Annotated in this window: 14 protein-coding genes and 1 pseudogene; 11 read left to right on the top strand and 4 right to left on the bottom strand. The window is 41.4% G+C overall.

What is annotated here, in order from left to right; translation table 11 throughout:
* Positions 1–44 precede the first annotated feature (44 nt).
* Together putP and DW981_RS03925 are read left to right on the top strand one after the other, a co-directional pair.
* A complete protein-coding gene (gene putP, locus DW981_RS03930) occupies positions 45–1,589 on the top strand; it encodes a sodium/proline symporter PutP (protein WP_022026192.1) in 1,545 nt (514 codons plus the stop codon).
* An 84-nt stretch (positions 1,590–1,673) separates the two neighbouring features.
* On the top strand, positions 1,674–2,060 hold the full coding sequence (locus DW981_RS03925) for a hypothetical protein (protein ID WP_147352600.1): 387 nt from the start codon (positions 1,674–1,676) through the stop codon (positions 2,058–2,060).
* A 281-nt stretch (positions 2,061–2,341) separates the two neighbouring features.
* Here the strand turns inward: DW981_RS03925 and DW981_RS03920 are convergent, their stop codons facing one another.
* Together DW981_RS03920 and pyrB are read right to left on the bottom strand one after the other, a co-directional pair.
* Positions 2,342–2,806 (bottom strand): aspartate carbamoyltransferase regulatory subunit, encoded by a 465-nt coding sequence (locus DW981_RS03920; RefSeq protein ID WP_022025802.1) that lies wholly within the window; start codon positions 2,804–2,806, stop codon positions 2,342–2,344.
* 11 nt (positions 2,807–2,817) lie between these two features.
* Positions 2,818–3,735 carry an aspartate carbamoyltransferase gene (gene pyrB, locus DW981_RS03915; RefSeq protein WP_022025801.1) on the bottom strand — a complete coding sequence of 306 codons (918 nt, stop codon included), beginning with the start codon at positions 3,733–3,735 and terminating at the stop codon, positions 2,818–2,820.
* 172 nt (positions 3,736–3,907) lie between these two features.
* Between pyrB and DW981_RS03910 the strand changes: the two genes are divergently transcribed.
* From DW981_RS03910 to DW981_RS03900, 3 genes are all read left to right on the top strand, one after another.
* Positions 3,908–4,870, top strand: coding sequence for a hypothetical protein (locus DW981_RS03910; protein WP_118506843.1), 963 nt, complete (start codon positions 3,908–3,910; stop codon positions 4,868–4,870).
* Positions 4,842–5,405: a methyl-accepting chemotaxis protein gene (locus tag DW981_RS03905; RefSeq protein WP_118506842.1), complete on the top strand. Its 564-nt coding sequence runs from the start codon at positions 4,842–4,844 to the stop codon at positions 5,403–5,405. The genes DW981_RS03910 and DW981_RS03905 overlap by 29 nt, the downstream gene beginning before the upstream one ends.
* 115 nt (positions 5,406–5,520) lie before the next feature.
* Complete coding sequence (locus tag DW981_RS03900) at positions 5,521–7,806, top strand: hydratase (protein ID WP_118506841.1); 2,286 nt, start codon at positions 5,521–5,523, stop codon at positions 7,804–7,806.
* A gap of 136 nt (positions 7,807–7,942) precedes the next feature.
* On the opposite strand, the gene DW981_RS03895 is transcribed toward DW981_RS03900, so the two are convergent.
* On the bottom strand, positions 7,943–8,203 hold the full coding sequence (locus DW981_RS03895; protein ID WP_022025797.1) for a DUF4321 domain-containing protein: 261 nt from the start codon (positions 8,201–8,203) through the stop codon (positions 7,943–7,945).
* Positions 8,204–8,416: 213 nt separating this feature from the next.
* Here DW981_RS03895 and DW981_RS03890 point away from each other — a divergent pair, with 213 nt between their 5' ends.
* Both DW981_RS03890 and DW981_RS03885 read left to right on the top strand, forming a co-directional pair.
* Positions 8,417–9,523: an LCP family protein gene (locus DW981_RS03890; protein WP_022025796.1), complete on the top strand. Its 1,107-nt coding sequence runs from the start codon at positions 8,417–8,419 to the stop codon at positions 9,521–9,523.
* A 56-nt stretch (positions 9,524–9,579) separates the two neighbouring features.
* The gene (locus tag DW981_RS03885; RefSeq protein ID WP_182434122.1) at positions 9,580–10,614 is read left to right on the top strand and encodes an LCP family protein; all 1,035 of its coding nucleotides are present in this window, start codon (positions 9,580–9,582) and stop codon (positions 10,612–10,614) included.
* Between the two features lie 389 nt (positions 10,615–11,003).
* On the opposite strand, the gene DW981_RS03875 is transcribed toward DW981_RS03885, so the two are convergent.
* Positions 11,004–12,023, bottom strand: coding sequence for a D-alanyl-D-alanine carboxypeptidase family protein (locus DW981_RS03875; RefSeq protein ID WP_118506838.1), 1,020 nt, complete (start codon positions 12,021–12,023; stop codon positions 11,004–11,006).
* Positions 12,024–12,400: 377 nt separating this feature from the next.
* Here DW981_RS03875 and DW981_RS15565 point away from each other — a divergent pair.
* The 4 genes and pseudogenes from DW981_RS15565 to rsfS all read left to right on the top strand — a co-directional run.
* Positions 12,401–12,682: pseudogene (locus DW981_RS15565) on the top strand (YhbY family RNA-binding protein); the annotation flags it as partial.
* Positions 12,683–12,847: 165 nt separating this feature from the next.
* Positions 12,848–13,507, top strand: a complete 660-nt coding sequence (gene nadD, locus DW981_RS03865) for a nicotinate-nucleotide adenylyltransferase (protein ID WP_118506837.1) — start codon at positions 12,848–12,850, stop codon at positions 13,505–13,507.
* A 2-nt stretch (positions 13,508–13,509) separates the two neighbouring features.
* Positions 13,510–14,091 (top strand): bis(5'-nucleosyl)-tetraphosphatase (symmetrical) YqeK, encoded by a 582-nt coding sequence (yqeK, locus tag DW981_RS03860; protein ID WP_118506836.1) that lies wholly within the window; start codon positions 13,510–13,512, stop codon positions 14,089–14,091.
* Positions 14,092–14,117: 26 nt separating this feature from the next.
* Positions 14,118–14,468 (top strand): ribosome silencing factor, encoded by a 351-nt coding sequence (gene rsfS / locus DW981_RS03855; RefSeq protein WP_022025790.1) that lies wholly within the window; start codon positions 14,118–14,120, stop codon positions 14,466–14,468.
* The last annotated feature ends 119 nt before the right edge of the window (positions 14,469–14,587 follow it).

Raw genomic sequence — 14,587 nt, 5'->3', positions numbered from 1 at the left:
TCTATAGGGATACAGGAAAAAGATAAGAAAGGTATGGTAATTGTATGACAACAGTATCAAGTTCCAGCATTGCTGCAATATTAGTGGCGTTTGCTGCCTATTTGTTATTCATGATCGTGATCGGTGCAATCTGTATGCGCCGCACCAATAGTTCAGAGGATTATTTCCTCGGAGGCAGAGGCTTAAATGCATGGGTCGCAGCACTCTCAGCGCAGGCGTCTGACATGAGCGGATGGCTGCTAATGGGTCTGCCGGGTTCGATTTATGCGTTAGGTACCGGCCAGGCTTGGATCGCCATAGGGTTATTTTTAGGAACCGTTTGTAACTGGCTGCTGATTTCCAAAAGACTTCGTCGCTATACGATCGTAGCAGGTAATTCCATGACACTGCCGGAATTTTTGGAGAATCGTTTTCATGACAAAAAGAAAGTGCTGCTTTCCATCTCATCTGTCGTGATCATTATTTTCTTCTTAGTATATACAGCGTCAGCCCTTGCCTCGGGTGGTAAATTATTCCATACGATCTTTGGTATTGACTATCATATTGCGCTGATCATCGGTGCAGCAGTTATTTTAACTTATACGTTTATGGGTGGATTTTTGGCCGTATGTACGACAGATTTTGTACAGGGAATGTTGATGTTAGTCGGATTGCTGACCGTGCCAATCATTGCTTTTGCATTAGTCAGTGGCAAGTTTGCAGCTAACATTGACCACACACAGGTAGCTGGTGGTTATGATGCATATATGAATCTGTTCATGAACGGTGGCAGACCATATAAATTTGTGGAAATCTTATCGCAGCTTGCATGGGGATTAGGATATTGCGGAATGCCTCATATCCTGATACGTTTCATGGCGGTAAAAGATGAGAAAGAGTTGAAAAAATCCAGCGTGATCGCAATTTCATGGTGCTTTTTATCTTTGGTAGCTGCCTGCTTTATTGGTATTGTCGGAAGAGCTTATCTGGTCGATAATGTACTGACAGGCGGACAGACAGAGAGTGTCTTTATCACAATGATTGAACGCGTATTCACCAAAAATATAGGAATTCCATTTGTTGGTGGATTGTTCTTATGTGGCATTTTGGCGGCGATCATGTCAACGGCAGATTCACAGCTGTTGGTTTGTGCATCTTCGGTATCAAAAGATATTTACAAAAGTTTTATCCGTAAAGATGCAGACGATAAACGCATCATGAAAGTGACTCGAATCACAGTCATCGTTGTTGCATTGATCGCAATCGTAATTGCTTGGGATCCGGAGAGTAGTATTATGGGTCTGGTATCCGATGCATGGGCTGGTCTTGGATCGGCTTTTGGACCGGCGATCGTGTTGGCATTATTTTGGAAACGCGCTAATATGCCGGGAACGGTTGTCGGAATTATTACCGGTGGATTGACGGTTCTTATCTGGGACTATATCCCATTGATGGGTGGCAAGACGCTTGCAGTGACGACTGGTATTTATTCTCTGTTAATTGGATTTATTTTGAGCCTTTTTGTTAATGTGATCGTTAGTCTTGCAACAAAAGCACCGAGTGCTGAAATTGTTGCAGAATTTGAAAAAGTCGATGCATATAGCGAATAAAAATACAAAGCATATTCCATACTAAGGAATGCAATAGATTCTATTTCGTGTCATACGAAATTTCAGAAAGGTATGGTGAATGCTTTGAAAAAGAAAATGTTAGGTTTTGCGGTGGTTACAGTCTTGGCGGCAGCATTGATGGTTGGATGCGGTAATAAATCCAAAAATAATTCTGCTACATCACCTTCTTCCGGTAATGGTGCAACGGATATGCCAAATGAGACAGAACTTCCAGAGAGTACCAATAATGCTGCAGATGATGCGGGAAATGCCGTGGATGATGCTGTAGATGGTGCGGGAAATGCTGTGAAAGATGCCACGGATGGTGTAGAAGATGCTGTAGATGACGCTGTAGATGGTACAGAAGATGCAGTTGATGATCTGACAGGCAATGAAAAAGACAAGACAAATGATCATGAAAATTCTAAAACAGATGATACAAAGAGCAAAAAAAACGATAATAAACGTTAGAATAGACGGCATAACACGATATGATATCGGAATGTCGTAATAGAATTAAAAAAAACGCACAGGATGCTAAAGCAGAATGCTTCCTGTGCATTTTTTGTTTCTTTATAGGAAACTTCTCGTTTCCTATAAAGCAAAAAACGCTCCGCGAGGATGCGCATCTCGCGGAGAAGAAGTTAGCTGCAAACAGCACCGCTCGAGCGCGAAAGAGTCGCAAGCGACTCTTTGTTCACTTAAGTAGAGCAACAACACATTGTTTTACAGATCGGAAGAAAAGTGATCTGTTAGTTGACCAAGCTTCCTTTGAATTTAGATTCACAATAAATGCAGCGATAAATCCGTCTGTTGCGGTCTGTCAATTTGAAAGAGTGTGGTAACTCCTGCTCGATCGAAGTGATACAACGCGGATTTTTGCAGCGGATAATTCCGGTAACGGTTTCCGGAAGTTCCAGTTTATGTTTGGCAACGATATTGTTATCCTTTATGATATTGATCGTTAAGTTTGGATCTAATACACCGAGAACATTCAGATCAATATCCAAAGGTCCCTCGATTTTGATAATGTCTTTTTTGCCCATTTTGTTGCTGCGTGCATTTTTGATAATGGCAACAGAGCAGTCTAATTTTTCTAAGTTAAGATATTCATATATTTTCATGGCACCTCCGGCCTGAATATGATCGATGACAACACCCTCGTTTAATCCACCGATATTTAATCTGCCGGTTTCCGGAATTTCTTTCTGTGACATAGTTACCTCCTTTATTTTGCAAGTCCAAGCAAAGTCATGATCAGAGCCATTCGTACATAAACACCGAATTGCGCCTGCTTAAAATATACAGCACGAGGATCATCATCGACTTCAGTTGCAATTTCGTTGACGCGCGGAAGCGGATGCAGTACATACATATTTTCTTTGGCATAACGCATCTTAGCTGCATCTAAGATGAAACTGTCTTTTAAGCGGATATAATCTTCCTCATTGAAAAAGCGTTCTCTCTGCACGCGTGTCATATATAAAATATCAAGTTTTGGCATATATTTTTCCAATTCATTGGTTTCGATGAAATCAATGTTGCCGTCCACCAGGACTTCTTGGCGAAGATAATCCGGAATACGAAGTTCATCCGGAGAGATCAATATAAAATGTATATTCGGATAACGTACCATGGCATTGATCAGAGAGTGTACGGTACGGCCGAATTTCAGATCACCGCACATACCGATGGTCATATTATCCAGACGCCCGGTCAGTGTTTTGATCGTTAAGAGATCCGTTAATGTCTGCGTCGGGTGATTATGTCCGCCATCACCGGCATTGATCACCGGTATCCGTGAATGCATTGCAGCTACGGTAGGAGCTCCTTCTTTTGGGTGGCGCATTGCACAGATATCTGCATAAGAAGAGATTACGCGGATCGTGTCAGCGACGCTTTCTCCTTTGGACGCTGAGCTGGAATCAGCGGAAGAAAAACCAAGCACGCTACCGCCAAGATTTAACATGGCTGCCTCAAAACTGAGACGTGTACGAGTGCTTGGTTCATAAAATAAAGTTGCTAATTTTTTGCCGTCACATACATGTGCATATGCTTGCGGATCATGCATGATCGACTGACCTAAGGCCAATATGTGGTCCAGTTCATCCACTGATAAATCAAGGGGACTGATTAGATGTTTCATGAAAAGTACCTCCGTTGTATTTTTACAATATATTACCACAACATTTCGGGACATACAATGCTAACTTAAGAAAAAGAAATGACAAGTTAGTATTGAAGAAGAAAGGCAGTTTATGGTACTATATAGGTACTGACGTAGAGGTGGGATATTAACAGAAGGGAGAATTTATAGTATGAGAGAAATTTCAAAGAGAACAAAAAGCGAAAATGAGAGGATTAATCTCTTAGTATTCATTTTTGCGACCTTGATGGATGCATTTTTTGTAGTAGGATATCTGCAGGATGCATCGGTAGGAAACATTAGCTGGACATATGCGATCGTTGTAGTTGCAGTTGTTGCAGTAGGGTTATTGATCAATGCGGTTTTATATATTCGTAATCATGGAAGTGTGGCACTGCGTCATGCGGTTATGGTTGGATATGGTGTGTTATATGCAGTGATCATGTATGGCGCCAATAGTGACCTTGTATTTATTGCTGCCTTTCCAATGGCAAGCATTTTCATTTTGTATTTCGACTTTGCTTTCATCCTGCGAAGCAGCATTGGTTTGATCGTTATCAATGTGGCATACGTAGTACGCTGTGTAGTCAATGGCAAGATGAATTCAGGAATTGATATTACAACGAGTACGCTGATCCTTCAGCTTGCAACGGTCGTTCTTACAATGGTTGTTGTCTGCGCAATTACTAAGCTTGCTGCACAGCTTAACAGCGAGAAAGTAAGTCGTGCACTTACTAATCAGCAAAAATCAGAAACTTTGCTGGAGGAAATTCTTCATATTTCCAAGCAGGTTAAAGAAAATTCTTCAACAGCTGCATCTTTGATGGAAGAGTTGCAGCAGTCTACAGTTAGTACAGCAAATGCATTGGACGAGATATCGACCGGTAACAGTTCCAATGCAGAGAGCATTGAGCAGCAGACGGTGATGACTTCACAGATTCAGGAAATGATCACGAAGACCAGCAATCGATCTCAGGGAATGAAGCAGGTTGCCGAGATGAGTATGGAGTCGATCGATAAAGGCCGTGACTCTATGCAGAAATTACTTGAGCAGGCAGATGCTATTGCAGCTGAGAATGCAAAGGTACATACTTTAATGGGGGGCTTTGACAGAGAATACCAAGGAAGTGGCTGAGATTACGCAAAATATTTTTGATATTTCCAGTCAGACAAATATGCTTGCTTTGAATGCATCGATCGAGAGTGCAAGAGCGGGCGAAGCAGGTCGCGGCTTTGCGGTTGTTGCAGAGCAGATCCGAGTACTTGCAGAGCAGACCAGACAGTTGACGGAAGGAATTTCTCAGATCACTGCCAAATTACAGGAAAATGCAGAAGAGACACAGGAAAGAATCAATGGTGTGTTGGAAGCATCTGAACAGGAGAAAAATTTGATCCAGGTAACGGATAAAGATTTCACCCAGATCCGTTCTCAGATGGATCATTTGAATGAGGATGTAGTAAATGTTTCCGAGGAGATCAGCCAGATCATGACTGCGAATGACTCCATTGTGGAAAGTATTTCACAGATATCAGCGGTCAGCGAGGAAGTTTCCGCTAATACATCTCAGGCGGCGGAGATGGGATATCAGACAAGCGAACAGGCTGCCAAAGTTGGCTCTTTGATGGATGAATTGCAGGAGAGCGCTGTAGCACTTGAAAAGTACATTTAATTCTATTAGAATAGAACAGTATGTTGTGTTTACCACATGGCATATGATTACTTGAGCCAAGAGCATAATATGAAAGCTTAAAACCACTGGCTTAAGAGAAAGGTATGGTAACAGTATGATTAAGTTGTATGATAATGGTGTGTATTTGCTGAATGGGACAGATATCGTAGAAGATAACGGCCAGGCAGAAGCACAGATTCAGGCAAAATGTGGAGAGGTGCCATCAAAGGAGCAGGCCTCCGAGGGAACGATTGCATATTCTATTTTGAAAGCACATAATACTTCTGGTGGTATGGATAATCTTCAGATTAAATTTGACAAGTTAACGTCTCATGATATTACATTTGTTGGCATTATCCAGACTGCAAGAGCATCAGGATTGGATAAATTCCCTGTTCCTTATGTTTTGACAAACTGTCACAATAGTTTATGTGCGGTTGGTGGAACGATCAATGAGGACGATCATATGTTTGGTCTTTCTTGTGCTAAGAGATATGGTGGAATGTATGTGCCACCACATCAGGCGGTTATTCATCAGTTTGCAAGAGAAATGTTGGCAGAGGGTGGTAAAATGATCCTCGGTTCTGATTCTCATACAAGATATGGTGCCCTTGGTACTATGGCAATGGGTGAAGGTGGCCCGGAGTTAGTAAAGCAGTTGTTAGAGCGTACGTACGATATTCCAATGCCTGGTGTGATCGGTATTTATCTGGATGGCGAGCCAATGCCTGGCGTCGGCCCTCAGGACGTAGCACTTGCTATTATCGGTGCAGTATTCAATAACGGTTATGTTAAGAATAAAGTGATGGAATTTGTAGGTCCTGGTGTTTCTAAATTGTCTGCAGATTATCGTATTGGTATTGATGTAATGACAACGGAGACTACGTGCCTGTCTTCTATTTGGAGAACAGATGACAAGATCAAAGAGTTCTATGAAATCCATGGACGTGCCGGCGCATATAAAGAGTTGAATCCGGCAGCAGTTACTTATTATGACGGTATGGTATATGTAGATCTTTCTAAGATCCAGCCAATGATCGCAATGCCATTCCATCCAAGCAATGTATATACGATCCATGAGTTACAGGATAATCTGATGGATATTTTGGATGACTGCGAGAAGAAAGCATTGGTATCTTTGGATGGTCAAGTTGATTTTAAGCTTAAGAATAAAGTGCGTAATGGCAAACTTTATGTAGATCAAGGTATTATTGCAGGATGTGCAGGTGGTGGTTTTGAAAATATCTGTGCTGCAGCTGATATTTTGAAAGGCGCAAGCATTGGAGCAGATGAGTTTACATTGAGTGTGTATCCGGCCTCTACCCCAATTTATATGGAGCTTGCTAAGAATGGTAAGTTAGCAGATCTTATGGAGACCGGAGCAATCGTGAAAACAGCATTTTGTGGTCCGTGCTTTGGTGCAGGTGATACCCCTGCAAACAATGCCTTTAGTATTCGCCATTCAACGCGTAACTTCCCGAACCGTGAGGGATCTAAGATCCAGAACGGTCAGATCTCTTCGGTAGCATTGATGGATGCACGTTCTATTGCAGCAACAGCAGCAAATAAGGGCTATTTGACAGCTGCCACGGACGTTGATGCAACGATCAATACACCAAAGTATTTCTTTGATAAAAATATTTATGCAAACCGTGTTTACGATGGTGTAGGAAAACCTGATTATAATGAAGAAGTGAAGTTTGGACCAAACATTAAGGATTGGCCGGAGATGTCTGCATTGACAGATGACATCTTGATCAAGGTTGTATCTGAAATTCACGATCCGGTTACGACAACTGATGAGTTGATCCCATCCGGTGAGACATCTTCCTTCCGTTCAAATCCTTTGGGACTGGCAGAGTTTACACTTTCCCGTAAAGATCCGGAGTATGTAGGCAAGGCAAAGGCTGTTCAGCTTGGTGAGAAAGCACGTGTTGCCGGCGAGGATATTTTCGCAGCATTGCCGGAAGCAAAAGAAGTTTTTGATAAGATCAATGAGAAATTCGATGTTGATCCTGCTAAGACACAGATCGGAAGCATGGTATATGCGGTGAAGCCGGGTGATGGATCTGCACGTGAGCAGGCAGCTTCCTGTCAGAAAGTATTAGGCGGTCTTGCAAATATTGCAAAGGAGTATGCAACTAAGAGATATCGTTCTAATCTGATCAACTGGGGTATGCTTCCATTCTTGTATCCGGATGAGATCCCATTTGAGAATGGTGATTATATCTTCGTCAAAGATATTAAGAAAGCGGTAGAAGAGAAGCAGGATGAGATCAAGGCTTATGTAGTCGGTAAAGATATGAAAGAATTTACTTTGAGCTTAGGAGCACTGACAGATGATGAGCGTGATATCATTACAAAGGGCTGCCTCATTAATTACTACAGAGCACACAAATAATATATAGTAGTATGATTTTTAATTGAAAAAGCTGCAAGCATTACGGTGTACCTTGTAATGCCTGCAGCTTTTTTTGATATTCTTTTCGTTAGCAATGATTTTGTCATTTATGAATTTTGCATCGTTATTATGACGTTTAGATAAAATGATAAATGATCGTTGCGATCAAAATACCAAGAATACTTCCGATGGTAATTTTGATCTTGAGTCCGAACGTTAATACCAAAATTCCCAGATCTAGGACAAAAGGAGTTGTAAACCCAAAGTTTTTGCCGTAGTTTAACCAGGAAAGAGCAGAGATACCTGCAGTAGCCTGTGCGATAAAACTTCCGATCACGATACCTGCCAATACTAAGAGAAAAAGTGCCCAATTATTTTTTCCAGCACCACGTGCCATGTGTAACCCTCCATTCTTATAACATATACTTAGAAATAAATTATAGAGGATAGTACACTTGTTCGTCAAGTGCAGTTTTACAAGGCCGAAATCTGTCATTTCTATGAAGAATTTGTCATTTTTTTGGTAATAGCATTGTCATACCGTATTATTTTTGCTATAATTGTACAGATTAGTACGTAAACACAGAAGAGTTTTAGGGGGAATACTAACATGTGGAAAAAGGTGGTATTAAGCATTTTGCTTGTCATTAGTGTTGCAACAGGATTTTTCGCAGCGAAAGCGCAGGTAACGATCGAGGGGCGTCTCAATAAGGTGAACCGTGATTATGACACGGATTTGAGTTCAGTAGATCTGAGTAATATTCATGTGGAGACGGATAGTAAAGTGATCAACATCCTGTTATTAGGAGATGATTATAGAACTTACGACGGCAGTACATCTCCGGGATTGAATGATGTCATCATGATCGGTACACTGGACATGAAGCATAATACATTGAAATTGACATCCATCATGCGCGATACGCTCGTTGATGTATACGGTCAGAATAAGAAAATGAAAGTTAATGCTGCCGGCAAGAAAGAGTTTGGCGGTTTGAAGAATCTTTACAAGACATTGGCAGAGAATTTTAATGTTAAAGTAGATGGGTATGCAGAAGTTGGCTTTAAGGGATTTGAGCAGGCTGTAAATGCCGTTGGCGGTGTTGAAGTAGAGCTTTCGGATACGGAGGTTGAATACCTGAATAGAACCAATTATGTCTGGAAAAAGAAAAATCGCAAGTTTAAGGTTGGTAAACAACATTTAAATGGTGCACAGGCACTAGGGTGGTGTCGAATCCGTAAAGGAATGGACGTTATTGGAAAACCGGTGAAAACGGTAACCGGTCTGGCAGATGATTATGGACGTACTTGGAGACAGCGTACAGTGATCACAGCTCTTTTTGACAAGATGAAGTCACAGCCGCTTTCTAAATGGATGGAAGTAGCAGACAAAGTGTTAGAAAATGTCAGAACAGATCTGGATAATGATACGATCCTAAAATATATGAAAGATGCTGTGATGATGGGAACAACACAGATTCATCAAATGCAGATTCCGGTCAACGGATATTATAGAAATGACAAAAATAATGAATTTCCGGATGCACAGGGATGGAGTCTGGTTCCGACTAATGGTATTACAACGGATTATGACAGGACAGCCAATTCGGAAGCGTTACGTCAGTTTATCTTTAAATATGATGGTAAAGATGAATTTAAATATAAACCAAAAGATACAAGCACGGTGAGCAGTACCGGCAAAGATTACGATGAATAATGATATGCAGCCCCGCAAAGCCTGGATACGTTGCATACGACATGGAGGAATACCAAATGTGGAAAAAAGTATTAATGGGAATTTTATTAGTTCTTAGTGCTACGGCAGGTTTTTTTGTGGCAAAGGCGCAGGTGCTGTATAACAACAGCTTGAATCAGATCAATCGAGATTATGATACGGCACTTGCTAACGTTGATCTAAGCGGAATTCATGTGAATTCAGATGATCAGATTGTGAATATTCTCGTGATCGGTAACGATTACCGAGAGGAAAGAGGATATGGAGCTAGTGGTCTTACAGATACAATGATCATTGCAACGATGGATATGAAGCATGGGACACTCAAAACAGCGTCATTGATGCGTGACCTTGTTGTTGAAATACCGGGACATGGCAAGAATAAGTTGAATTCTGCCAATTCTTTTGGTGGCATAGAATTGTTATATAAGACGATTGCTACGAACTTCAATATTGAATTGGATGGATATGTGGAGGTTGGATTTGCCGCATTTACCAAGATTATTGATAAAGTGGGGGGTATAGAGTTGGAACTTACTGAGTCAGAAGCAAGTTATTTGAATTCAACGAACTATATTCGAAATAAAAAGAGCCGTAATGTAAAGGTTGGAAAGCAGACCTTGAATGGTGCACAGGCATTAGGTTACTGTCGAATCCGTAAGGGTGGTGTTACAACGATCAATGGACTTCGCGATGATTATGGACGTACTTGGAGACAGCGCACGACGATCAACGCAGTCTTTAACAAGATTAAGAAGCTTCCGATGACGGATTGGCTGGACATTGCCAATGTAGTGCTCAAAAAAGTAACAACAGACCTGACAAATGAGCAGATAACCGAATATCTTAAAGATGCAGTTTCCTTAGGAACGACCACGATTAATCAGATGCAGATTCCGGTACAGGGATATTTTCGCAGTGGATATAATGGTGAGTATTCTTGCGGGTCATGTATTGTTATGACTTCTGGTGGAACTGCCTGGGATACCAGTGCTAATGCGGAGGCGTTGAATCAATTTGTATTTGATTATGATGGCAAAGAGGAGTTTAAGTATTCCCGTAGCGATTCCTAATTTTCATGGAATGATCGGTTATAAATAAGAACGGTAACAGGAACAAAGCAGGGTTTGCGGCTTTGTTCCTGTTTTTCTTGAGTGGATTTCTTATTTTGCTAGGGCACTGATGAATACATGCCCGAAGAATTGTCTGAGTTATTTACCAATAATGGCCTGCAGTAGTTTTAGAAAAATATCGCTATAGCAGGCTTTTTTGATACTTTGCGCTGCTACAATGGGAAGGGAACCGATCTCCTGATCGTTTAATGTATATTGAACAGAACCGATGATTGTCCCCTCTTTGATCGGAGCCTGTAAATGTTTGCGATAGAAAATCTTGCGCTTAGGCTTATAGGATTGTTCATCTCCACAAAGTACGTATTGGAATGGTTTTTCGACGCGCGGGATTATTTCCGGCGTGATACCACCGGAGATCTTTTGCGGGGGGAGAGTGATATCGTCCGGATTTTCCTGAAAGGCGGTACAGTTTGCAAAACCATAATCCAACAGGCTGCCGCCTGCACAAACCGGATTTTTGGGTCTGGAGCAGCCATAATGACGGCGGTAAGGCTGATTCCATCTCGTTGTGCAGTAGCACTGAGACAATATTTTGCTTTCGATGTGGATCCGGTTTTTAGCCCGGTAATCCCCTGATAAGTACGGATTAGTTTATTGGTATTCGTTAGCCCAAATTTTTTCTTCCCCTTTTTGGTGATATGTGTAATAGCATCCATCCATACAGTAGAATACTTGGAAATGTCCGGATACTTGGACACAAGCGATTGTGACATTAAGGCTACATCGTATGCACTGCTGTAATGTCCACTCTCTATGGAGTCATCCAGACCGTTACAGTTTTTGAAATGAGTATGTTTCATACCGAGAGCTTTTGCTTTTTTGTTCATACGTTTTACAAAGGATTGCTCTGATCCGGCAAGATGTTCTGCCATGGCCACAGCGGCATCGTTTGCGCTGGCTATGCTGATGCATTTGATCATTGTATTGACGTCCTGCGTCTCTCCCGGTTCCAAAAACACCTGTGAACCGCCCATAGATGCGGCATATTCACTTACTGTTACCTTATCTTCAAGTTTGCATTTCCCTTGTTCGATAGATTCAAAGATCAGAAGGAGGGTCATGATCTTGGTGATACTTGCCGGTATTAATTTTTTATCTTTGTTTTTGGCATATAAGATGCGTCCGGAAGCATTGTCGATCAGAACGGCAGCTTTCGCAGTGATTGCTAGATCATTATTATGTGCTTGGTCTGCCTCAGCTTGTTTATTTGCTGTGCACCGAAAAGCTGGCTGATTTGTGCATACTTTCGCAAAAACCTTGACAGATGTGAAGGCGTTGACATAAATAAGTACGGCACATAATATAAGAGCAAGCATTCGTCTTGACAGGATGGAACGAAATAATTGCATTGTGAGAATCCTTTCTGTACCAAATAGGTTAGTGCAGTAATATCAGTACGATATGAAATATAATTATAGCAACATATGCGACAAAAAGAGAGAATATGTGTATTTTATCAAATTGAAAATTAGAAAAAAAGATATTGCTTTTTTCTGCCGGTATTTTGTGATATAATGAGCCGCAGAGAAAAACAAGCGGCTGCGAAGCAGACATTTGTTTTTCTGGGCTCATTAACGAGCAAATAAGCTTGTGAAACAAGCGAATAAGCTCTGAAAGAGCGGATTTGCGAGTTTGAAAAAAGGCAATTTGATGTATGAACAGTGGCCGCAGAGAAAAACAAGCGGCTGCGAAGCAGACTGAAAAAATGATAAAAGTGAGGATAAATATGACAAGTAAAGAAAGAGCAGAATTGAAAACACAGGCAATGAAATTAGACAGCATATTTCAGATTGGAAAGGCTAGTTTAACGCCTGCGATGGTTAATGCAGTAAAGGATGCCTTGCATGCAAGAGAATTGGTTAAAGTATCTGTACTCAAAAACTGTTTGGATGATCCGCATGAGATTGCACAGGTATTGGCAGAGAGAACCGGTTCAGAGGTCGTGCAGGTGATCGGCAAGAAGATTGTTTTGTATAAGAAAAACTTTGAATTGGAGGAGAAGCGTAAACGTGCTTTGAAACGTGAAAAGCAGAACCGTCATGGTGCAAAAAACATGAAAAAATCAGATAAAGTACAGAAAAGTTTTTCTAAGCCGGACAAGAGATCTGTAGCTAAGGGGAAGAAGTCTAAGACAGATCAAGGCACTGCAAAATATCTTTGGGGCGATAAGTAAATGTTAGTGAAGGATAGTGGAGTCACAGCCAAAAGAAAAGTTGGCATTATGGGTGGGACGTTTGATCCGATCCATAATGGGCATATGACGATGGCGAGGCAGGCAGCACTTCAGGCCTCTTTGGAATGTGTGCTATTTATGCCTACCAAGATACCTCCACATAAAGAAAGTACTAAAATAACATCGGAGTCTGTTCGGTCTCAGATGGTTCGACTGGCTGTGGCAGGAAATAATGATTTTATGTTTTCGGATTTGGAGTTACGACGCACAGGGACGACATATACTGCAGATACTCTGCAGATACTCACAAGAGAGCATCCCGAGTGTGAGTGGTACTTCATTTTGGGAGCAGATTCTTTTTTTCAATTAGAACAGTGGTATCACCCGGAAAGAATATTTGCCAATGCTATTATACTGGCTGCGGGACGGGATGATGTTCCGGCAGAGCAGATGCGTAAGCACAAGGAATATTTATGTCAAAAGTATCATGCGCGTATACAATTGATCGATATGCAGCAGATCGAGATCAGTTCTCATGAGATTCGCGAAATGATCGCGCGGGGGCATTCTGTGGATGAGATGCTTCCGCAGGCGGTTGCAGCTTACATTCACGAGCAGCGATTGTACCTGGATCCGGTGCAGGGCAGGAAAGGAAACTAGAGATGCAGCAACAGATACAAGAAATTCAAAGTAAGTTGAGTAAGAAATTATCGGAAAAACGATTTACGCATACGATAGGAGTGCTTTATACGGCAGAAGCGCTGGCAATGCGCTACGGAGAAGATTTAGATAAGGCGGCGTATGCAGCGGTATTGCACGATTGTGCAAAATATTGCAGTGGCGAGCAGATGCTTCAAAAGTGCCGTAAATACAATATTGAGATTTCAGAGGTGGAACAGAAGAATCCGTCGCTGCTTCATGCAAAACTTGGAGTCTATTATGCGAAACATCGTTACGAAATTGATGATGAGCAGATATTGGCAGCAATTCGCTGGCATACGACAGGAAGACCGGAGATGACCTTGTTGGAGAAAATAGTATTTTTGGCAGACTATATTGAGCCCAACCGCAAATTGATACCGGGACTTACACAGATACGTCAGATAGCATTTTGTGATATTGATAAGGCAGTGTGCATGACGTTAGAAAATACAGTTTCGTATCTAAAAGGAAGCAGCCGCGGGATGAAATGTTTTGATCCGAATACCAAACAGGCATATGAGTATTATAAACAATATCAATAAACAATCGTAGAAAGGATATAATAATTATGACAGAACAGAAAAAAATGGCAAAGATCGTATATGAGGCATTAGACGAAAAGAAAGGTTATGATATTAAATTGATCGACATTTCTGAGATTACAATGATCGCAGATTATTTTGTAATCGCAAGTGGGGACAGTACCACGCAGATCCAAGCGATGATCAATAATGTTGAGGAGCATATGCACAAAAACGGATATGCCGTAAAACGTGTCGAAGGTAATAAAAACAGTACTTGGGTATTGATGGACTTTGGCGATGTGATCGTGCACATTTTTGATAAAGAGGATCGCCTGTTTTATGATCTGGAGCGTATTTGGGCAGACGGTAAGGTGCTGCAGGCAGACTCGCTATAGTTTAACAGCCTTCAAATAGAAAATTTGTTCGGAACATTTGTTTGACACTATAGAACATATGTGTTACTCTGTTAATGATGAGACTGCCCATATCGTGTGCAGCAGTATATATAACACAC

It is taken from the genome of Clostridium sp. AM49-4BH, from assembly GCF_003478335.1.
Lineage (GTDB): Bacteria > Bacillota > Clostridia > Lachnospirales > Lachnospiraceae > Butyribacter.
Note: the sequence above shows the minus strand (reverse complement) of the source record. Positions and strands in the feature narration are given on the sequence as shown.

Coding starts and splice junctions, on each gene's coding strand:
- putP (WP_022026192.1), top strand. CDS start 45: ATGACAACAGTATCAAGTTCCAGCATTGCTGCAATATTAGTGGCGTTT.
- DW981_RS03920 (WP_022025802.1), bottom strand. CDS start 2,806: ATGTCACAGAAAGAAATTCCGGAAACCGGCAGATTAAATATCGGTGGA.
- pyrB (WP_022025801.1), bottom strand. CDS start 3,735: ATGAAACATCTAATCAGTCCCCTTGATTTATCAGTGGATGAACTGGAC.
- DW981_RS03910 (WP_118506843.1), top strand. CDS start 3,908: ATGAGAGAAATTTCAAAGAGAACAAAAAGCGAAAATGAGAGGATTAAT.
- DW981_RS03900 (WP_118506841.1), top strand. CDS start 5,521: ATGATTAAGTTGTATGATAATGGTGTGTATTTGCTGAATGGGACAGAT.
- DW981_RS03895 (WP_022025797.1), bottom strand. CDS start 8,203: ATGGCACGTGGTGCTGGAAAAAATAATTGGGCACTTTTTCTCTTAGTA.
- DW981_RS03890 (WP_022025796.1), top strand. CDS start 8,417: ATGTGGAAAAAGGTGGTATTAAGCATTTTGCTTGTCATTAGTGTTGCA.
- DW981_RS03885 (WP_182434122.1), top strand. CDS start 9,580: ATGTGGAAAAAAGTATTAATGGGAATTTTATTAGTTCTTAGTGCTACG.
- DW981_RS03875 (WP_118506838.1), bottom strand. CDS start 12,023: ATGCAATTATTTCGTTCCATCCTGTCAAGACGAATGCTTGCTCTTATA.
- nadD (WP_118506837.1), top strand. CDS start 12,848: ATGTTAGTGAAGGATAGTGGAGTCACAGCCAAAAGAAAAGTTGGCATT.
- yqeK (WP_118506836.1), top strand. CDS start 13,510: ATGCAGCAACAGATACAAGAAATTCAAAGTAAGTTGAGTAAGAAATTA.
- rsfS (WP_022025790.1), top strand. CDS start 14,118: ATGACAGAACAGAAAAAAATGGCAAAGATCGTATATGAGGCATTAGAC.